General features: G+C 70.1%; 19 protein-coding genes. 10 read left to right on the top strand and 9 right to left on the bottom strand.

What is annotated here, in order from left to right:
- The first annotated feature begins 44 nt into the window (after positions 1 to 44).
- The 5 genes from acs to ACWCPY_RS21280 all read left to right on the top strand — a co-directional run bounded on the left by acs (position 45) and on the right by ACWCPY_RS21280 (position 5,701).
- A complete protein-coding gene (gene acs, locus ACWCPY_RS21300; protein WP_451267134.1) occupies positions 45 to 2,042 on the top strand; it encodes an acetate--CoA ligase in 1,998 nt (665 codons plus the stop codon).
- A 243-nt stretch (positions 2,043 to 2,285) separates the two neighbouring features.
- Positions 2,286 to 3,701 (top strand): Na+/H+ antiporter NhaA, encoded by a 1,416-nt coding sequence (gene nhaA / locus ACWCPY_RS21295; protein WP_451267132.1) that lies wholly within the window; start codon positions 2,286 to 2,288, stop codon positions 3,699 to 3,701.
- Positions 3,702 to 3,748: 47 nt separating this feature from the next.
- Positions 3,749 to 4,282, top strand: a complete 534-nt coding sequence (locus ACWCPY_RS21290; RefSeq protein WP_451267130.1) for a phage holin family protein — start codon at positions 3,749 to 3,751, stop codon at positions 4,280 to 4,282.
- A complete protein-coding gene (locus tag ACWCPY_RS21285) occupies positions 4,279 to 5,391 on the top strand; it encodes an alpha/beta fold hydrolase (protein WP_451267128.1) in 1,113 nt (370 codons plus the stop codon). The genes ACWCPY_RS21290 and ACWCPY_RS21285 overlap by 4 nt, the downstream gene beginning before the upstream one ends.
- A gap of 106 nt (positions 5,392 to 5,497) precedes the next feature.
- The gene (locus ACWCPY_RS21280) at positions 5,498 to 5,701 is read left to right on the top strand and encodes a hypothetical protein (RefSeq protein ID WP_451267126.1); all 204 of its coding nucleotides are present in this window, start codon (positions 5,498 to 5,500) and stop codon (positions 5,699 to 5,701) included.
- A gap of 201 nt (positions 5,702 to 5,902) precedes the next feature.
- Here the strand turns inward: ACWCPY_RS21280 and ACWCPY_RS21275 are convergent, their stop codons facing one another.
- The 3 genes from ACWCPY_RS21275 to nth all read right to left on the bottom strand — a co-directional run bounded on the left by ACWCPY_RS21275 (position 5,903) and on the right by nth (position 9,009).
- Positions 5,903 to 7,108, bottom strand: a complete 1,206-nt coding sequence (locus tag ACWCPY_RS21275) for a MarP family serine protease (protein WP_451267124.1) — start codon at positions 7,106 to 7,108, stop codon at positions 5,903 to 5,905.
- Between the two features lie 90 nt (positions 7,109 to 7,198).
- Complete coding sequence (locus ACWCPY_RS21270; protein ID WP_451267122.1) at positions 7,199 to 8,083, bottom strand: NUDIX hydrolase; 885 nt, start codon at positions 8,081 to 8,083, stop codon at positions 7,199 to 7,201.
- A gap of 95 nt (positions 8,084 to 8,178) precedes the next feature.
- Positions 8,179 to 9,009 (bottom strand): endonuclease III, encoded by an 831-nt coding sequence (nth, locus tag ACWCPY_RS21265; protein WP_451267120.1) that lies wholly within the window; start codon positions 9,007 to 9,009, stop codon positions 8,179 to 8,181.
- Between the two features lie 313 nt (positions 9,010 to 9,322).
- Between nth and ACWCPY_RS21260 the strand changes: the two genes are divergently transcribed.
- A complete protein-coding gene (locus ACWCPY_RS21260; protein ID WP_014046869.1) occupies positions 9,323 to 9,997 on the top strand; it encodes a Crp/Fnr family transcriptional regulator in 675 nt (224 codons plus the stop codon).
- Positions 9,998 to 10,066: 69 nt separating this feature from the next.
- Here the strand turns inward: ACWCPY_RS21260 and ACWCPY_RS21255 are convergent, their stop codons facing one another.
- The 4 genes from ACWCPY_RS21255 to ACWCPY_RS21240 all read right to left on the bottom strand — a co-directional run bounded on the left by ACWCPY_RS21255 (position 10,067) and on the right by ACWCPY_RS21240 (position 12,599).
- Positions 10,067 to 10,897: an MBL fold metallo-hydrolase gene (locus ACWCPY_RS21255; RefSeq protein ID WP_451267118.1), complete on the bottom strand. Its 831-nt coding sequence runs from the start codon at positions 10,895 to 10,897 to the stop codon at positions 10,067 to 10,069.
- Entirely contained in the window at positions 10,894 to 11,787 is an 894-nt protein-coding gene (locus ACWCPY_RS21250) for an NUDIX hydrolase (protein WP_451267116.1), read from the bottom strand. The genes ACWCPY_RS21255 and ACWCPY_RS21250 overlap by 4 nt, the downstream gene beginning before the upstream one ends.
- A 183-nt stretch (positions 11,788 to 11,970) precedes the next feature.
- Positions 11,971 to 12,441: a RidA family protein gene (locus tag ACWCPY_RS21245; protein ID WP_362451222.1), complete on the bottom strand. Its 471-nt coding sequence runs from the start codon at positions 12,439 to 12,441 to the stop codon at positions 11,971 to 11,973.
- A complete protein-coding gene (locus tag ACWCPY_RS21240; RefSeq protein WP_003967454.1) occupies positions 12,441 to 12,599 on the bottom strand; it encodes a DUF4177 domain-containing protein in 159 nt (52 codons plus the stop codon). The genes ACWCPY_RS21245 and ACWCPY_RS21240 overlap by 1 nt, the downstream gene beginning before the upstream one ends.
- A gap of 71 nt (positions 12,600 to 12,670) precedes the next feature.
- Here ACWCPY_RS21240 and ACWCPY_RS21235 point away from each other — a divergent pair, with 71 nt between their 5' ends.
- Both ACWCPY_RS21235 and ACWCPY_RS21230 read left to right on the top strand, forming a co-directional pair.
- A complete protein-coding gene (locus tag ACWCPY_RS21235) occupies positions 12,671 to 13,657 on the top strand; it encodes an ArsA family ATPase (protein ID WP_451267114.1) in 987 nt (328 codons plus the stop codon).
- Positions 13,654 to 15,078 carry an ArsA family ATPase gene (locus ACWCPY_RS21230; protein WP_451267112.1) on the top strand — a complete coding sequence of 475 codons (1,425 nt, stop codon included), beginning with the start codon at positions 13,654 to 13,656 and terminating at the stop codon, positions 15,076 to 15,078. Before ACWCPY_RS21235 ends, ACWCPY_RS21230 begins: the two co-directional genes overlap by 4 nt.
- A 13-nt stretch (positions 15,079 to 15,091) precedes the next feature.
- On the opposite strand, the gene ACWCPY_RS21225 is transcribed toward ACWCPY_RS21230, so the two are convergent.
- Complete coding sequence (locus ACWCPY_RS21225) at positions 15,092 to 15,442, bottom strand: WhiB family transcriptional regulator (RefSeq protein ID WP_326770080.1); 351 nt, start codon at positions 15,440 to 15,442, stop codon at positions 15,092 to 15,094.
- Between the two features lie 386 nt (positions 15,443 to 15,828).
- Between ACWCPY_RS21225 and ACWCPY_RS21220 the strand changes: the two genes are divergently transcribed.
- Positions 15,829 to 18,081 (top strand): transglycosylase domain-containing protein, encoded by a 2,253-nt coding sequence (locus ACWCPY_RS21220; protein ID WP_451267110.1) that lies wholly within the window; start codon positions 15,829 to 15,831, stop codon positions 18,079 to 18,081.
- A 111-nt stretch (positions 18,082 to 18,192) separates the two neighbouring features.
- Here the strand turns inward: ACWCPY_RS21220 and ACWCPY_RS21215 are convergent, their stop codons facing one another.
- Positions 18,193 to 18,657: a GatB/YqeY domain-containing protein gene (locus tag ACWCPY_RS21215; RefSeq protein ID WP_362451232.1), complete on the bottom strand. Its 465-nt coding sequence runs from the start codon at positions 18,655 to 18,657 to the stop codon at positions 18,193 to 18,195.
- 79 nt (positions 18,658 to 18,736) lie between these two features.
- Here ACWCPY_RS21215 and ACWCPY_RS21210 point away from each other — a divergent pair, with 79 nt between their 5' ends.
- Positions 18,737 to 19,675 (top strand): metallophosphoesterase, encoded by a 939-nt coding sequence (locus ACWCPY_RS21210; RefSeq protein WP_451267108.1) that lies wholly within the window; start codon positions 18,737 to 18,739, stop codon positions 19,673 to 19,675.
- The last annotated feature ends 70 nt before the right edge of the window (positions 19,676 to 19,745 follow it).

Raw genomic sequence — 19,745 nt, 5'->3', positions numbered from 1 at the left:
ATTCCGGGCAGACACTTGTCACCCGGCCTTTGGCCTGATGAGCTATGCCCCGGGACACAACGGACACCCTGGGAATGGGAGATGTCGTGAGCAACGAAAGCCTGGCCAATCTGCTCAAGGAGGAGCGGCGGTTCGCACCGCCTGCCGATCTGGCCGCCAATGCCAACGTCAAAGCGGAGGCGTACGAGCAGGCCGATGCGGACCGGCTGGGCTTCTGGGCCGAGCAGGCCCGTCGCCTGACCTGGGCCACGGAGCCGACCGAGACGCTCGACTGGAGCAACCCGCCCTTCGCGAAGTGGTTCGCGGACGGCAGGCTCAACGTCGCGTACAACTGCGTGGACCGTCACGTCGAGGCCGGCAACGGCGACCGGGTCGCCATTCACTTCGAGGGCGAGCCCGGCGACAGCCGCGCCATCACCTACGCACAGCTCAAGGACGAGGTCTCCCGGGCCGCCAACGCGCTCATCGAGCTCGGTGTCGGCAAGGGCGACCGGGTCGCCGTCTATCTGCCGATGATCCCCGAAGCGGCCATCGCGATGCTGGCCTGCGCCCGCATCGGCGCCGCCCACTCGGTCGTCTTCGGCGGCTTCTCCGCCGACGCCATCGCCGCCCGCATCCAGGACGCGGACGCCAAGGTCGTCATCACCGCCGACGGTGGTTACCGCCGCGGCAAGCCGTCCGCGCTCAAGCCCGCCGTGGACGATGCCGTCTCCCGTATCGACGGCGTCGAGCACGTCCTCGTGGTGCGGCGCACCGGCCAGGACACCGCGTGGACCGAGGGCCGCGACGTCTGGTGGCACGAGATCACCGGCCGCCAGTCCGCCGAGCACACCCCCGAGGCCTTCGAGGCGGAGCAGCCGCTCTTCATCCTCTACACCTCCGGCACGACGGGTAAGCCGAAGGGCATCCTGCACACCTCCGGCGGCTACCTGACGCAGGCGGCCTACACCCACAACGCGGTCTTCGACCTCAAGCCGGAGACCGATGTCTTCTGGTGCACCGCCGACATCGGCTGGGTGACCGGCCACTCGTACATCGTCTACGGCCCGCTGGCCAACGGCGCGACGCAGGTCATGTACGAGGGCACGCCCGACTCCCCGCACCAGGGGCGTTTCTGGGAGATCGTGCAGAAGTACGGCGTCACGATCCTCTACACCGCGCCGACCGCGATCCGTACGTTCATGAAGTGGGGTGACGACATCCCCGCCAAGTTCGACCTGAGCAGTCTCCGGATCCTCGGTTCGGTCGGTGAGCCGATCAACCCCGAGGCGTGGATGTGGTACCGCAAGCACATCGGCGCCGACAAGTGCCCGATCGTGGACACCTGGTGGCAGACCGAGACCGGCGCCATGATGATCGCGCCGCTGCCGGGCGTGACGGAGACCAAGCCGGGCAGCGCCCAGCGCGCCCTGCCCGGCATCTCGGCCACGGTCGTCGACGACGAGGCCAACGAGGTTCCGAACGGCGGGGGCGGCTACCTCGTCCTCACCGAGCCGTGGCCGTCGATGCTCCGCACCATCTGGGGCGACGACCAGCGCTTCATCGACACCTACTGGTCGCGCTTCGAGGGCAAGTACTTCGCGGGCGACGGAGCCAAGAAGGACGAGGACGGCGACATCTGGCTGCTCGGCCGGGTCGACGACGTGATGCTCGTGTCCGGGCACAACATCTCGACCACCGAGGTCGAGTCGGCGCTCGTCTCGCACCCCGCGGTCGCCGAGGCGGCCGTGGTCGGTGCCGCCGACGAGACGACCGGCCAGTCCATCGTCGCCTTCGTGATTCTGCGCGGCACGGCCGACGCCTCCGACGAGCTCGTCGCCGAGCTGCGCAACCACGTCGGTGCCACGCTCGGTCCGATCGCCAAGCCGAAGCGGGTCCTGCCGGTGGCCGAGCTGCCGAAGACCCGCTCCGGCAAGATCATGCGCCGTCTGCTGCGCGATGTCGCCGAGAACCGCGAGGTGGGAGACGTCACCACGCTGAGTGACTCCTCGGTGATGGACCTGATCCAGACCCAGCTGCCGTCGTCCCCCTCCGAGGACTGACCACAGCCTCCGCGCACCCGCCGCAGCAAGCGGCAGTAGGTCCCCGAGGGGTATCCGGCAACGCGCCGGATACCCCTCGGGCATTTAAGGTGAAGATCACCGGATACAGCCCCGCACGCCCCGGGTACAGTGGCAACTGCGTCAATAAGGCAATAAGAAAATTCCACAGGGGTGCCGGGAAGTCTGGTCGGCAAGTGCATCAGCCATGCCATCGCTGCCGTACCGACCCGGAGGTCTCCACCCGTGGCCGCGCCCACCCCCACCCCCGCACCTCCTTCTCCCTCCCGCCGCACCTTTCTCGGGAGGCTCTCCCTCCCCGAGCGGAACTACCTCGCCGACGCCCTGCGCACCGAGACCGTCGGCGGCGTCATCCTGCTGGTCGCCGCGATAGCCGCACTGGTGTGGGCGAATACCTTCTATTCCGGTTACCGGGCCGTCGGCGACTTCCACTTCGGGCCGGAGTCGCTGGGCCTCAACCTCTCGGTGGCGCACTGGGCGGCGGACGGGCTGCTCGCGATCTTCTTCTTCGTCGCGGGCGTCGAACTCAAGCGGGAGCTGGTCGCGGGCGAACTGCGCGATCCCAAGGCGGCCGCCCTCCCGGTCGTCGCCGCGCTGTGCGGGATGGTGGTCCCGGCCGTCGTCTACACACTGGTGAACGTGGTCGGCGGAGGTTCGACGGGCGGCTGGGCCGTCCCCACCGCCACCGACATCGCCTTCGCGCTCGCCGTACTCGCGGTCATCGGCACCTCGCTGCCGAACGCGCTGCGCGCCTTCCTGCTGACCCTCGCCGTCGTCGACGACCTCTTCGCGATCCTGATCATCGCGGTCTTCTTCACCGAGCGGATCGACTTCATGGCGCTGATCGGCGCCTTCATCGGGCTGGCCGTCTTCTGGCTGCTGCTGCGCAGGAACGTGCGCGGTTGGTACATCTACGTACCGCTCGCCCTGGTCATCTGGGGCCTGATGTACAACAGCGGCATCCACGCCACGATCGCCGGTGTCGCCATGGGCCTGATGCTCCGCTGCACCCGCCGGGAGGGCGAGACCCACTCGCCCGGCGAGCACATCGAGCACCTGATCCGCCCGCTGTCGGCCGGTGTCGCCGTGCCGCTGTTCGCCCTCTTCTCGGCCGGTGTCTCCCTCTCCGGCGGCGCCCTGGCGGACGTCTTCACCCGGCCCGAGACACTCGGTGTCGTCCTGGGCCTGGTCGTCGGCAAGACCGTGGGCATCTTCGGCGGTACGTGGCTGGCCACCCGCTTCACCAAGGCGGAGCTGAACAAGGACCTGGCCTGGGCGGATGTCTTCGCGGTCGCCACGCTCGCCGGGATCGGCTTCACCGTCTCGCTGCTCATCGGCGAGCTCGCCTTCGCCGGCGACGAGGACATGATCAACGAGATCAAGGCCGCCGTGCTGATCGGTTCCCTGACGGCCACCGCGGTCGCCTCCGTACTGCTCAAAATCCGGGTACGCAGATACCGGGCGCTGTACGAGGCGGAGGAGCTCGACGAGGACGAGGACGGGGTGCCCGACGTCTACGAGCAGGACGATCCGGAGTACCACCTGCGGATGGCCGCGATCCACGAGAAGAAGGCGGCCGAGCACCGCCGTCTTGCCCGACTGGCGGGGGCAGCGAGCAACGAGCCGGACAGTCCGGCATGATCTGACACCAGATGTGTTGAGCAGCAGAACAGGAGAGGGAGTCAGGGATGAGCGACCCCGGCAACAACGCGGGCAGCGCCGACCGCAGTCTCGGGCAGTTGGTCGCCGCGGCGACAGCCGAGATGTCCGCACTGGTGCACGACGAGATCGCCCTGGCCAAGGCCGAGGTACGGCAGGACGTCAAGCGCGGGGCGATCGGCAGCGTGGCGATGATCGGCGCGGCCGTGCTGCTTCTGTTCATGATGCCGATGCTGAGCTTCGCGGCCGCCTACGGGATCCACAACCTGGGCCCGGGCCTGCCGTGGTCGTTCCTGATCGTGGCCGGTGGGTTCTTCTTCCTGGCCGCCCTGCTGGGGCTGATCGGCTGGCTCAAGTTCAAGAAGCTGAAGCCGCCGGAGAAGTCCATCGCCTCGGCCAAGCAGACGGCGGCCGTGCTGCAGGGCGTCAAGCCTCATCCGCGGCCCGCCGTCACGGCGGGAACGAGCCGTCCGGCCGTCTCGGGCAGCACGCTGGCGGGCACGGCCATGGAGAAGGCTCCGGTCCAGGACAAGGCCTCCTCTGTGGCACGCTCGTCCACATGACGGTCCCCGATTCCAGCGCATTCGACCCAGAAGGTCCGGCAGATCCTGCGGGCCCCGCAGATCCGGCAGGCCCGGTCGACCCCGCGGGCCCGGCAGGTGGGGCAGGCCCCGCGGGCAAGGGCGGCCGGAGAGGCTCGGACGGCCCAGCGGCCCCGGGCCCTGCCTCACCGGGCCCAGCCGTCCCGGGTGGCTCCGGCGGACCCGTACGGATCGAGGGGCCGTGGACCCACCGGGACGTGGCGGCCAACGGCGCCCGCTTCCACATCGCCGAGCTCGGCGAGGGGCCGCTGGTGCTGTTGCTGCACGGCTTCCCGCAGTTCTGGTGGACCTGGCGCCACCAGCTCACCGCGCTGGCCGACGCCGGTTTCCGGGCCGTCGCGATGGATCTGCGCGGGGTCGGCGGCAGCGACCGTACGCCCCGGGGTTACGACCCCGCCAACCTGGCGCTCGACATCACCGGCGTGATCCGCTCGCTCGGTGAACCGGACGCCGCCCTGGTCGGCCACGACATGGGCGGCTACCTCGCCTGGACGGCCGCGGTGATGCGGCCGAAGCTGGTGCGCCGCCTCGTGGTCTCCTCGATGCCGCATCCGCGCCGCTGGCGCTCCTCGATGCTCTCCGACTTCGCGCAGTCCCGGGCCGGCTCGTACATCTGGGGTTTCCAGCGCCCGTGGGTACCGGAGCGTCAGCTCGTCGCGGACGACGCGGCCTTGGTCGGACGGCTGATCCGCGAATGGGCCGGTCCCCGGACCCCGGACTTCCCCGACGACGCGACGGTGGACGTCTACCGGCGCGCGATGTGCATCCCGTCGACGGCGCACTGCTCCATCGAGCCGTACCGCTGGATGGTGCGTTCCCTCGCCCGTCCGGACGGGATCCAGTTCAACCGGCGGATGAAACTGCCGGTGCGGGTACCGACGCTGCATCTGCACGGTTCACTCGATCCGGCGATCCGCACACGGAGCGCGGCGGGCTCCGGCGAGTACGTCGAAGCGCCGTACCGCTGGCGACTTTTCGACGGTCTGGGGCACTTCCCGCACGAGGAGGACCCGGCCGGTTTCTCTGCCGAACTCATCAGCTGGCTCAAGGATTCCGAGCCCGATCGGTAGCCGTAAGGGCACAGTTGTCCGACGAACAGCCAATTGCCCGGCGCATAGGCCAATTGGCTGACGGATGGGCGGTTACCGACCATGAGGCCCGGGCAGACGTCCCGGTATGGGCTGGACGCACGACTTCGGTGACACAGCACGCAATCGCCGCTCGACCGCCACGGCGGGTCCGAGCGCTCATGAGGGGGGCGGCCCCCAGGGCCGGGTGCTCGATATGCATGTTCTGCATGATCCCCAGCTCGGCATTCCGCGCATTCTGCGCCGTCGGGCCCGCTGGGTCTCGGCGCGGCTGCGCCATCCACGCGGATGATCTCCGCCCCGGTCGGCCGGTGAACGCTCACCGGCCGGGCGGGACTTCACCACGGCTCTCCCGGGCCTCGGCACGCCGTGCTGCGCCCGCACCCTGCCGCACACGGGTCACTCGCGCGCAGGCCTGCTCAGGTACGGGCCGCTCAGGTACTGGCTGCTCAGGCAGTGACCGCTCAGGGACCGGCTGCCCAGGGACAGGCGCTCAGAGCGCGCATGCCTGGCTGTCGACCTGCTGGTCGGCGGAGCGACCGCGCCTGATGTCCTGGCGGATCTCGTCGGCCGTCAGCGCGTAGCCGGTCTCGGGGTCGTCGAGCGACTTGGCGAAGACGACGCCGTACACCTGGCCGGCGGGGGTCAGCAGCGGGCCGCCGGAGTTGCCCTGACGGACCGTCGCGAAGAGCGAGTACACATCGCGGCGGACGGTGCCCCGGCGGTAGATGTCCGGGCCCTTGGCGCCGATACGGCCCCGGACACGCGCGGCCCGTACGTCGTACGAGCCGTTCTCCGGGAAGCCCGCGACGATGGCGCTGTCCCCCGTCCGGGCGTCATGGTCGGTGTCGGCGAACTCCAGCGGCTTCGCGTCGAGGTCCGGTACGTCGAGCACGGCGATGTCGCGCTGCCAGTCGTACAGGACGACCTTCGCGTCGTACAGCCGGCCCTGGCCGCCGATCTGGACGGTCGGCTCGTCGACTCCGCCGACGACGTGTGCGTTGGTCATCACCCGGCGGTCGGAGAAGACGAAGCCGGTGCCTTCGAGGACCTTGCCGCAGCTCGGGGCCGTACCGACGACCTTGACGATGGACTTCCTGGCGCGGGCCGCGACGGGGCTGCCCACCAGCGCCGGATCCGGGGCCTGGACCTCGGTGATCGGCTCGTTGGCGAACGGGCTGAAGACCTGCGGGAAGCCGTTCTGCGCGAGGACCGAGGAGAAGTCCGTGAACCAGGTGGAGGCCTGCGTGGGCATCACCCGGGAGATGCCGAGCAGGACCGACGAGCTGCGGACCTCCTTGCCCAGCGTCGGCAGCGAGGTGCCGGCCAGCGCGGAGCCGATCAGCCAGGCGACCAGCAGCATCGCGACGACGTTGACCAGGGCGCCGCCGGTGGCATCGAGGGCGCGCGCGGGCGACCACGTGATGTACCGGCGGAGCTTGTTGCCGAGGTGGGTGGTGAACGCCTGGCCCACCGAGGCGCAGACGATCACGATGACGACGGCGACGACGGCGGCCGTCGACGAGACCTCGGAGCCGTTCGTCAGCTGGTCCCACAGGACCGGCAGCAGGTAGACGGCGACGAGACCGCCGCCCAGGAACCCGATCACCGACAGGATGCCGACGACGAACCCCTGTCGGTAGCCGATGACCGCGAACCACACGGCGCCGGCCAGCAGCAGGATGTCCAGCACGTTCACCGTCTATAGCCTCACAGATTCGTCACCGGGCCCGTTTCCCTCCGGCTGGGTCCGGGCGGGGCCGGACAGCGCAGCAGGGGTCTCAGCCTGTCATGCGCGCCAGTCGAGCGGCACCTGCTTGGCGGTGTCCCAGGGGCGCTCCCAGCCCGCGTAGTGCAGAATGCGGTCGATCACTCCGGCCGTGAAGCCCCACACCAAGGCTGATTCGACCAGAAATGCCGGGCCTCGGTGGCCGCTCGGATGGACCGTGGTCGCGCGGTTGGCCGGATCCGTGAGATCCGCCACGGGAACGGTGAAGACCCGGGCCGTCTCACCCGGATCGACGACACCGACCGGACTCGGCGAACGCCACCAGCCCAGGACCGGCGTCACCACGAAGCCGCTCACGGGGATGTAGAGCCGGGGCAGCACGCCGAAGATCTGGACCCCGCGCGGATCGAGGCCGGTCTCCTCCCTGGCCTCCCGCAGGGCGGCCCTGAGCGGCCCCGTCGTCGCCTGGTCGCCGTCCTCCGGGTCCAGGGAGCCGCCGGGGAAGGACGGCTGCCCGGCGTGGGAGCGCAGGCTTCCGGATCGCTCCATCAGCAGCAGCTCGGGGCCGCGCTCGCCCTCGCCGAAGAGTACGAGCACCGCGGACTGCCGCCCGGCGCCGCTCTCCGGCGGCAGAAAGCGGCTGAGCTGGTCGGGCTCGATCGTCCGCGCGGCGCGGGCCACGGGGTCGAGCCAGGAGGGCAGGCCCTCGTCCGTGACGCTGATCGCGGCGTCCTCACGGGCGCCTGCCGCCGCTGCGGCCGCCGCGACCGCCGCAGCGGGACTGACCACTGCCGGGCCGCCTGCCGCGGGCCCGGTCGCCACCCGGTTTCCCGCCGCGGGCGCGGCCGCCGCGTATCTGTCCGCCGCGGGCGCGGCCGCCGCTTCCGTGCCGTGCCCGCGCTCCGTGCTCTGTCCGCGTTCCGTGCTCTGTTCGTGCGTCTTCATAGGCACCCCTCGTCTCACAACGCCTGTCGTCACGCATTTCGTTCCGGCCGCTCCGGAACCGGCGGCGTGCGTCGGCCCCGGAGCGGTGCCGGGGCTCAGCCGGCCCCGAGGGGCGGCGCGGGCCTGCCGGGGTAGTCCGCCGGCGGGCTCAGCCGCTGCCCCGGCCGGCCGCCCATCTCGTACTTCAGCAGCTTCCTGGCCTTCTCCGGGTCCGTCTCGCCCTCGCCGTACGCGGGACAGAGCGGCGCGATCGGGCAGGCGCCGCAGGCGGGCTTGCGGGCATGGCAGATCCGGCGGCCGTGGAAGACGACCCGGTGCGAGAGCATCGTCCACTCGCTCTTGGGGAAGATCGCGGCGATCTCGGCCTCGACCTTCTCCGGATCCTCCTGTTCCGTCCACCGCCAGCGCCGGACCAGGCGGCCGAAATGGGTGTCGACGGTGATCCCGGGGACGCCGAACGCATTGCCCAGCACGACATTGGCGGTCTTGCGGCCGACCCCCGGAAGCGTGACGAGATCGGCCAGCCGCCCCGGCACCTCGCCGCCGAAATTGTCCCTGAGCGCCGCGGAGAGGCCTATCAGCGACTTGGTCTTGGCCCGGAAGAATCCGGTCGGCCGGATGAGCTCCTCCATCTCCTCCGGGACGGCCGCCGCCATGTCCTCGGGGGTGGGGTAGGCGGCGAAGAGCGCGGGAGTGGTCTGATTGACCCTCAGATCGGTGGTCTGGGCGGAGAGGACCGTGGCGACCAGGAGCTCGAAGGGGTTCCTGAAGTCCAGCTCGGGGTGGGCGTACGGGTAGAGCTCGGCGAGCTCGCGGTTGATCCTGCGGGCTCGGCGCACCATCGCCAGACGTGATTCCGGCTTCCGCCCCGCTCCTGCTCCCGCCGCGTTCACCGGCTTCGCCTTCGCCTTCCCGGGGCGTTTCACCGCCTCCCTCGCGGGGCGTTTTGTCGCTTTTTCCGGGCGAATCGCACCCTGTTCGCCCACAGCGGAATCACGGCCTTCCGACACCCCATCAGCCCCCTTGGCCTGCACTCTCACCGGCGATTTGGACACCCGGCCAGCCTAGAGCCACACACCGACATCCGCGCCTGTCACCGTGTATCCGCCCCCAATCGGCCCCCTGCCGCTCGGATCGGCACGCCCGTGCGTCAAACTGGTTTGTGATTGATCGCACTGTTTTACCGTCCGGCATGATGGGGACCACGGTTCCCTGAACAGGCCGACAAGGAGAGAACTCGTGGACGACGTTCTGCGGCGCGCCCCGCTTTTCGCGGCGCTCGATGATGAGCAGGCCGCGGAGCTCCGCGCCTCGATGAGTGAGGTGACCCTCGCACGCGGCGACGCGCTCTTCCACGAGGGCGACCCGGGCGACCGCCTCTACGTGGTCACCGAGGGCAAGGTGAAGCTCCACCGCACCTCCCCCGACGGACGCGAGAACATGCTGGCCGTCCTCGGCCCCGGCGAGCTGATCGGCGAGCTGTCGCTCTTCGACCCGGGCCCCCGCACCGCCACCGCGACCGCGCTGACCGAGGTCAAGCTCCTCGGCCTGGGCCACGGCGACCTCCAGCCCTGGCTGAACGCCCGCCCCGAGGTGGCCACGGCCCTGCTGCGCGCCGTCGCCCGCCGCCTGCGCAAGACCAACGACCAGATGTCCGACCTGGTCTTCTCCGACGTGCCGGGCCGTGTCGCCCGCGCCCTCCTCGACCTGTCGCGCCGCTTCGGCGTCCAGTCGGAGGAAGGCATCCACGTCGTCCACGACCTGACCCAGGAAGAGCTGGCCCAGCTGGTCGGCGCCTCCCGCGAGACGGTCAACAAGGCACTCGCCGACTTCGCCGGCCGCGGCTGGCTGCGCCTGGAGGCGCGCGCCGTGATCCTGCTGGACGTGGAGCGCCTGGCGAAGCGGTCCCGCTAGCCCGGACACCTCCCCCACACGACGTGGAGCCCCGCCGCCCGGCGGGGCTTCCCGTGCTTGTGCCGCGGATCAGATCAGCCCGTGCTCGCCCAGGTATTCCAGCTGGGCCAGCACCGAGAGTTCCGCGGCGGGCCACAGGGACCGGTCCACGTCCGCGTACACCTGCGCCACCACCTCCGACGCCGAACGGTGTCCCGCCTCGACGGCCGTCTCCACCTGGGCCAGCCGGTGCGCGCGGTGCGCGAGGTAGAACTCGACCGCGCCCTGCGCGTCGTCCAGCACCGGACCGTGCCCCGGCAGCACCGTGTGCACGCCGTCGTCGACGGTCAGCGAGCGCAGCCTGCGCAGCGAGTCGAGGTAGTCGCCGAGCCGCCCGTCCGGATGCGCGACGACGGTGGTGCCGCGCCCGAGGATCGTGTCTCCCGTCAGCACCGCCCCGTCGGCGGGCAGATGGAAGGAGAGCGAGTCCGCGGTGTGCCCGGGGGTCGGTACGACCCGCAGCTCCAGGCCACCGGTGGTGATCACATCGCCCGTGGTCAGCCCCTCGTCGCCCAGCCGCAGCGCCGGATCCAGGGCACGCACCTTCGTACGGGTCAGCTCGGCGAACCGCGCCGCGCCCTCCGCGTGGTCGGGGTGCCCGTGGGTGAGCAGGGTGAGCGCGATCCGTCGGCCGGCCCGCTCGGCGGTCTCGATGACGGCCCGCAGATGCGTGTCGTCCAGCGGGCCCGGGTCGATGACCACCGCGAGATCGGAGTCGGGCTCGGCCACGATCCAGGTGTTCGTGCCGTCCAGCGTCATCGGCGAGGCGTTGGGGGCGAGTACGTTGACGGCACGGCTGGTGGCGGGTCCGGACAGGACCCCGCCGCGCGGCTGTCCCGGAAGGGCTGCGGCCCCGGTCATACGGCATCGCCGCCCGCGCCGCCGCTCGGGATGTGCTTGGTGAACTCGTCGTGCCCCGGCCAGCTCAGCACCAGCTCGTCACCCTCCAGCCGCGCCTGTGCCAGTACGGGGGCGAGGTCCTGGGAATCCGCCGCCTTCAGGGCATCGGCGGCCGTCCCGTACGGCCTCAGCGCCCGCAGCGTCGACACGGTCGGCGGCATCATCAGCAGCTCGCCCCTGTCGTATCCGTCGGCCGCCTCGCCGGGCCGGATCCACACCGTGCGGTCGGCCTCCGTGGAGGCGTTGCGGGTGCGCTGGCCCTCGGGGAGCGCGGCGACGAAGAACCAGGTGTCGTAGCGGCGGGGCTCGAACTCGGGAGTGATCCAGCGCGCCCAGGCGCCCAGCAGATCCGAGCGCAGCACCAGCCCGCGCCGGTCAAGGAACTCGGCGAAGGACAGCTCCCGGGCGACCAGCGCCTCCCGGTCCGCCTCCCAGTCGGCGCCGGTGATGTCGCCGACCACCGTGCCCGGGCCCGGGCCCGCGAGGAGGACGCCCGCCTCCTCGTACGTCTCACGGACCGCCGCGCAGACGATGGCCTGGGCCTCGGCCGGAGTCCCGACGCCGAGCCGTTCGGCCCAGATCTCCAGCGCGGGCCCGGCCCAGCCGACGAGCCGGTCGTCGTCGCGCGGGTCGACCCCGCCACCCGGATAGGCGTACGCCCCGCCGGCAAAAGCCATGGAGGCGCGGCGGCGCAGCATGTGGACGGCGGGACCGCCCCCGGTGTCAGCGGCGGTGTCCCGGAGCAGCATCACCGTGGCGGCCCGCTTCGGGGTCGCGGCCGTCAGCTCACCTGCGGCGAGTGCCCGGATCCGGTCGGGCCATTCCGGTGGGTACCACTGACCATTGGACATGGCCGGAGGCTATCCGGAACCGCGCCGATGTTCGAGAGGTGCTTGGGAAAGCGCACCGGGAGGCATACCGGGTCCAACCGGCACATCAGTGCGCAGATGTCGCATATGCGCCCGTACACAGAAGATCCCGCCCGGTCGTGACGACCGGACGGGATCGGAATAAGCAGTGGAGAACCCGAACCTCTAGGCCCCGGCCAGCTCGACCTGGACCTCGACCTCCACCGGTGCGTCCAGCGGCAGCACCGCGACGCCCACCGCGCTGCGCGCGTGCACGCCCTTGTCACCGAGCACCGCGCCCAGCAGCTCGCTGGCCCCGTTGATCACGGCGGGCTGCCCGGTGAAGTCGGATGCCGAGGCGACGAAGCCCACGACCTTGACCACCCGCGCGATCCGGTCCAGGTCGCCCGCGACGGACTTCACGGCGGCCAGCGCGTTGAGCGCGCAGGTCCTCGCCAGTTCCTTGGCCTCGTCGGGCGTGACCTCGGCACCGACCTTGCCGGTGACCGCGAGCTTGCCGTCCACCATCGGCAGCTGGCCGGAGGTGTAGACGTACACCCCCGACTGCACGGCCGGCTGGTAGGAGGCCAGCGGCGGTACGACGTCCGGCAGCGTCAGCCCGAGCTCGGCGAGCTTCGCCTCGACGGCGCCCGCCACTACGCCTTCTCCCGCTTCAGGTAGGCCACGAGCTGCTCGGGGTTGTTCGGGCCGGGAACGACCTGGACCAGCTCCCAGCCGTCCTCGCCCCAGGTGTCCAGAATCTGCTTGGTCGCGTGCACGAGAAGGGGCACGGTCGCGTATTCCCACTTGGTCATGGCCCGACTGTAATACCTGGCACGCACGGCCTCGTGCGTAGCCTGCGGCGCGACTGGTTAGGCTCGAATACGTGAGCAGGTTCCAGGTCGTCAGCGGCAAGGGCGGTACCGGTAAGACCACGGTCGCCGCCGCCCTCGCGCTTGCCCTCGCGACCGAGGGCAAGCGCACCCTTCTCGTGGAGGTCGAGGGCAGGCAGGGCATCGCCCAGCTCTTCGAGACGGAGTCCCTCCCGTACGAGGAGCGCAAGATCGCCGTCGCACCGGGCGGCGGCGAGGTGTACGCCCTCGCGATCGACGCCGAGCGCGCCCTTCTCGACTACCTCCAGATGTTCTACAAGCTGGGCAGCGCGGGCCGGGCGCTCAAGAAGCTCGGCGCGATCGACTTCGCCACCACGATCGCGCCCGGCGTGCGGGACGTACTGCTGACCGGCAAGGCCTGCGAAGCCGTACGCCGCAAGGACAAGCAGAACCGGTACGTCTACGACTACGTGATCATGGATGCCCCGCCCACCGGGCGCGTCACCCGCTTCCTCAATGTGAACGACGAGGTGGCGGGGCTGGCCAGGATCGGCCCCATACACAATCAGGCCCAGGCCGTGATGCGGGTGCTGAAGTCCCCGGAGACCGCCGTCCATCTGGTGACGCTGCTGGAGGAGATGCCGGTCCAGGAGACCGCGGACGGCATCGCCGAGCTGCGCGCCGCCGAACTGCCGGTGGGCCGGGTCATCGTGAACATGGTGCGGCCCCATCTGCTGGACGAGGACACTCTGCGCACCGCCGCGGGAGGCCGCCGCAAGGAGATCGCCAAGGCACTGACGAAGGCGGGGGTGACGGGGTCCGCGGGGCTCGTGCGTCCCCTGGTCGAGCAGGCGGCCGAGCATGCCCAGCGGGTCGAGCTGGAGCGCGAACAGCGCGCCGTCCTCGCGGACCTGGAGCTTCCGGGGTACGAACTCCCTTTGATCGGCGAGGGGATGGACCCGGCCGGTCTCTACGACCTGGCGACCGAGCTCCGCAAGCAGGGCGTGGGAGAAGGGGCGGGACAAGGGGTGGGTACATGACACAGCGCACGGACGCGGCCAGGACCACGGAGACGGACCCGGCCGGACCCTCCGATTCCGCCTCCGCACCCGTTTACGCGCCCGCGCTGGACGCCGATGCCCTGCTCGACGATCCCGACATCCGGATCGTCGTGTGCTGCGGTTCGGGCGGCGTCGGCAAGACCACGACCGCGGCGGCTCTGGGTGTACGGGCGGCCGAGCGCGGCCGCAAGGTCGTCGTGCTCACCATCGACCCGGCCCGCAGACTCGCCCAGTCCATGGGCATCGACTCGCTGGACAACATCCCGCGCAGGGTGCCGGGCATCGAGGGCGACGGCGCCGGGGAACTGCACGCCATGATGCTCGACATGAAGCGGACCTTCGACGAGATCGTCGAGGCGCACGCGGACGGCGATCGCGCCCGCGCGATCCTGGAGAACCCCTTCTACCAGTCCCTGTCGGCCGGTTTCGCGGGCACGCAGGAGTACATGGCGATGGAGAAGCTCGGGCAGCTGAGAGCGCGCAACGAGTGGGACCTGATCATCGTGGACACCCCTCCGTCGCGCTCCGCGCTGGACTTCCTGGACGCGCCGAAGCGGCTCGGTTCGTTCCTGGACGGGAAGTTCATCAAGCTGCTGATGGCTCCGGCGAAGATGGGCGGCCGGGCGGGGATGAAGTTCCTGAACGTCGGGATGTCGATGATGACCGGCACCCTGGGAAAGCTGCTCGGCGGTCAGTTCCTGCGCGACGTACAGACCTTCGTCGCGGCGATGGACACCATGTTCGGCGGATTCCGTACCCGGGCCGACGCCACGTACAGATTGCTCCAGGCGCCCGGTACGGCGTTCCTCGTGGTCGCGACACCGGAGCGGGACGCGCTGCGCGAGGCGGCGTACTTCGTGGAACGGCTGGCCGCGGAGGAAATGCCGCTGGCCGGGCTGGTGCTGAACCGGGTCCACGGCAGCGATGCCGCCCGGCTCTCCGCCGAGCAGGCCCTGGCCGCCGCAGAAAATCTTGACGGGGTCGGCATTGTGGATCAGACGGCCGGGAAGGCTGGACTTCGTGACCCGGCCGACCGGTCGGCCGACTCCCCCGCGGCCGCTCCCGCGCCCGGTGCCGCACCGGACACCACCCCCGACGCCACGCCCCACAACTCCGAGCACGAGGACGCCGAAGACCGCGAGCCGACGCCGGGACACGTTCCCGAGACCTCCGGAACCCCCTCCGTCGAAGAGCTGACCGCAGGTCTGTTGCGGCTGCACGCCGAACGGATGCAGGTGGTCGCGCGCGAACAGCGCACACGTGACCGCTTCACCGCGCTGCACCCCGAGGTCGCCGTGACCGAAGTGGCCGCGCTGCCCGGTGACGTACACGACCTCGAAGGACTTCGGGCCGTAGGAGAACGGCTCGCGACCGGTTCCGTCCCGGCCGGAGCTGCGTAACCGCTCGTCAGCCCTAACCCACCGCGGCGTACCTCTCGTGCAGTTCGTCGTCGTCCAGTCCGATCGTCACGGGCAGGATGCCCGTCGACTGCTCGTACTCGCTGCGCGCGGTCTCCAGCAGCCGGCGCCAGGACGTGACGGTGGGCCGCCTGCGCAGCAGTGCGCGGCGCTCCCGCTCGGTCATTCCGCCCCACACGCCGAACTCGACGCGATTGTCCAGCGCATCGGCCAGGCACTCGGTCCGCACCGGGCATCCGGTGCACACCGCCTTGGCCCTGTTCTGCGCTGCCCCTTGTACGAACAGTTCATCCGGATCGGTAGTGCGGCAGGCTGCCTGCGCACTCCAGTCGGTTACCCAGCCCATCACGGCGCCGTCCTCTCCCGAATCGAGGCTCCCCCACGGCGGTAGCGGCATATTCACCGCTGCCAGTTGAGGACGTTACGGAAGGTAGGAGCAGCACAACACCCCCTTCGGGCCCAATCTTGAATGGCCCGAACGGACTATGCGTATGCGGCAGATCACCCAGGGGAGTGAGGCGAGGGCATACGCGACTATCCCGCCAGAATCGGGACAGTTCACCTGGATCACAACGGACGTTCGATGACACACGAGGCGAATTCGGGAGCGCCTGAGGTCGTGGCCGGGATGTGCACGGGGGTTGATACGGAACCGGACAGCTGTGACAGTTGAGAGCAGCTTAGGCCAAGGCATATACGTGTGTCCGGCGAATGAGAACGTAGGCTGCCCCCATGCCAAAGAAGCGCTCGGGCGGGGGTCTCTCGACGACCCAGCAGGCCGCCAAGTTCCTCGGTGTCGCCGCACTCTCCGGAGTCGTGCTCGCGGGCATCGCGCTGCCGGCCGCCGGAGCACTGGGGCTCGCCACCAAGGGAACGGTCGAGGGATTCGACGAGATCCCCGCCAACCTCAAGACCCCGCCGCTGAGCCAGCGCACCACGATCCTGGACAGCAAGGGCGGAATGATCGCCTCGGTGTACTCGCGCGACCGCACGGTGGTCCCGCTGAAGAACATCTCGCCGTACATGCAGCAGGCGATCGTCGCGATCGAGGACGCCCGCTTCTACGAGCACGGGGCCGTCGACCTCAAGGGCATCCTGCGCGCGCTGAACCGCAATGTGCAGACGGGCGGAACCGCCGAGGGCGCCTCGACCCTCACCCAGCAGTACGTGAAGAACGTCTTCGTCGAGGAGGCGGGCGACGACCCGGACAAGGTCGCGCAGGCCACCCAGCAGACCATGGGCCGCAAGGTCCAGGAGCTGAAGTACGCGATCCAGGTCGAGGAAGAGCTCGGCAAGAAGAAGATCCTGGAGAACTACCTCAACATCACCTTCTTCGGACAGCAGGCCTATGGCATCGAGGCCGCCTCCCAGCGCTACTTCTCCAAGTCGGCGAAGGACCTGACGCTGGAGGAGTCCGCGCTGCTGGCCGGCGTCGTGCAGTCGCCCAGCCGCTACGACCCGGTCAACGACACGGCCGAGGCCACCAAGCGCCGCAACATGGTGCTCCAGCGCATGGCGGACGTCGGGGACATCACGCAGGCCGAGGCCGACAAGGCGAAGGCGAACCCGATCAAGCTGAAGGTCAAGAAGCCGCAGAACGGCTGCATCACCGCCGTCAGCGGCGCCGGCTTCTTCTGCGACTACGTACGCCATGTCTTCCTCACCGACCCGGTCTTCGGTAAGACCAAGGAGGACCGGGCCAAGATCTGGAACCGGGGCGGCCTGACCATCAGGACGACGCTCGACCCGCAGTCCCAGCAGTCGGTGCAGGCCTCGATCAAGAGCCACGTCTACAAGGCGGACAAGGTCGCGACGGCCGTGACGCTGGTCCAGCCGGGCACCGGCAGGATCATGGGCATGGGCCAGTCCAAGCCGTACGGCTTCGGGAACAACGAGACCCAGTACAACTACTCGGTCAACAAGGCCATGGGCGGCTCCAACTACGGCTTCCCGACCGGTTCGACGTTCAAGCCCTTCCTCGCCGCCGCGGCCATAGAGGGCGGCAAGCCGGCCACCCAGGTCTATCCGTCCCCGTACGAGATGGACTACCCGGACACGGTGCGGTCCTGCGGGAAGCCGTGGGTCAACGACGGGGTGCCGAAGTATCACCTGGAGAACGAGAGCGAGACCGAGAAGGGCCCGTACGCGCTGAAGGAGGCGATGGAGAAGTCGGTCAACACCTACTTCGTCCAGATGCTCCAGGACATCGGCATGTGCCCGGTCTCGCAGATGACCGACAAGCTCGGCGTGGTGCAGGGCGACGGCACCAAGCTCCCGCAGAACCCGTCGACCCTGACCCTCGGCTCCAACGGTCTGTCGCCGCTGACGATGGCCAGCGCGTACGCCGCCTTCGCCAACCGCGGCACGTACTGCACGCCGATCGCCATAGAGTCGGTCAACAAGGCCGACGGCAGCTCGCTCCCGGTGCCCAAGACCTCCTGCTCGCAGGCGATGTCGCCGACGACGGCCGACACCATCAACACGCTGCTGCGCGGCGTGGTCGACTCCGGTACCGGTCAGGAGGCAGGTCTCCAGAGCCGCGACAACGCGGGCAAGACCGGTACGACCGACGCCCGCAAGAACGCCTGGTTCGTCGGGTACACGCCGAACATGTCCGGCGCGGTCTGGGTCGGCAGCCCGTCCCAGAGCGTCGAGATGGAGCACATCACGATCGGTGGCGTGTACCAGGACAAGGTGTACGGCGGGCAGGTCCCCGGACCCATCTGGCGTGACGCGATGACGGGCGCCCTCAACGGTGTGGCCGCTCCCCCCTTCAACACGGTCGACATCCCGGACCCGCCGAGGAACGACGAGCGGGGCCGCGACAGGGGCCGGGGCCGTGACGAGGGACGGCCCGGCGCCGGGGGCAAGAAGCCCACCGACAAGAACCCGTTCCCGGGCATCACCATCCCGCCGAACCTGACCGGCGGGAACAACGGCGGCGGCCACCGCGGTCAGACCAACGGCGGCACGCAGGGCCCCTGAGCCGCACGGCTCGTCCCCCGACACGAAGGTGGGGTGCCCGGATCGATCCCGATCCGGGCACCCCACCTTTTTCATGTCCCTGCGCGGACACCCCGCGCACGTCGCGCGGGCTCAGCCCGCGAGGAGCTTCTTCACCGAGGCGGCCACCCGGCCGCCGTCCGCGCGCCCCGCCACCTTCGGGTTCACGATCTTCATGACGGCGCCCATCGCGCGCGGCCCCTCGGCCCCGGCGGCCCTGGCCTCCTCGACGGCGGACGCCACGATCACGCCCAGCTCGTCGTCGCTCAGCTGCTTCGGCAGGTACGCGTCGAGGACCTCGCCCTCCGCCTTCTCACGCTCGGCCTGCTCGGTCCGGCCGCCCTGCGCGAAGGCTTCGGCCGCCTCGCGGCGCTTCTTCGCCTCCTTGGCGATCACCTTCTGCACCTCGTCGTCGGAGAGCTCGCGGGCCGTCGTGCCGCTGACCTCCTCCTTCGTGATGGCGGTGAGAGTCAGCCGCAGCGTGGACGAGATCAGCTCGTCACGCGCCTTCATGGCCGTGGTGAGGTCTTCCTTGAGCTTGGACTTGAGCGTGGTCATGTGCTGATTGTGGCAGGTACGGGGCGACCGGCGCCCGCCGGTTTTCTGTCGGCCGCACAGTGTCTGCGACGATGGGCGCATGCGCGCACGCTACGGAGTACCCCTGAAAGTCACGGCAGTCGGCGCGGCGATCGGCGCGGCCGGTCTCGCCTACGCCGCCGGATTCGAGGCCCGCTCGTTCCGGCTGCGACGGGTCACCATTCCCGTACTCCCGCACGGGGCACGCCCGTTGCGCGTGCTCCAGGTCTCCGACATCCACATGGTGAGCGGCCAGCGCAAGAAGCGCGCCTGGCTCCAGTCGCTGGCCGGTCTGCGCCCGGACTTCGTCGTGAACACCGGCGACAACCTCTCCGACCCCGAGGCCGTGCCCGAGCTGCTCGACGCGCTCGGTCCGCTGATGGAGTTCCCGGGGGTGTACGTCTTCGGCTCCAACGACTACTACGGCCCCAAGCTCCGCAACCCCGCCCGCTACCTCTTCGAGAAGGCCCGGGGCAAGCACGGCCTCAACGGGAACGCGCCCGCGGTCGGCGTCGTCCACAACCCGTGGGAACCGATGCGCGACGCCTTCGACGAGGCGGGCTGGCTGGGCCTGTCCAACACCCGCGGCCGCCTCAAGACGGACGGCCTGGAGATCGCCTTCACCGGCCTGGACGACCCGCACATCAAGCGCGACCGCTACGCGGAGGTGGCGGGCGGCCCCGAAACGGGTGCCGACCTCTCCATCGGCGTGGTCCACGCCCCCTACCTGCGCTCCCTGGACGCCTTCACCAGGGACGGCTACCCCCTGATCCTGGCCGGTCACACCCACGGCGGCCAGCTCTGCATCCCCTTCTACGGAGCCCTGGTCACCAACTGCGACCTGGACACGGACCGGGTCAAGGGCCTCTCCACCCACTCCGTCGACGACCGCCGCGCCTACCTCCACGTCTCGGCCGGCTGCGGCACCAACCGCTACACCCCGGTCCGCTTCGCCTGCCCCCCGGAGGCGACCCTGCTGACCCTGACGGCCCGGGACTGAGCGCCCGGCCCCTTCCCCGGCCGGCGGAACAGAAACCGGATTTCGTCTGCGGGCGCGGGTGGGCTAAAGT

Source organism: Streptomyces sp. NPDC002403, assembly GCF_053593015.1.
Note: the sequence above shows the minus strand (reverse complement) of the source record. Positions and strands in the feature narration are given on the sequence as shown.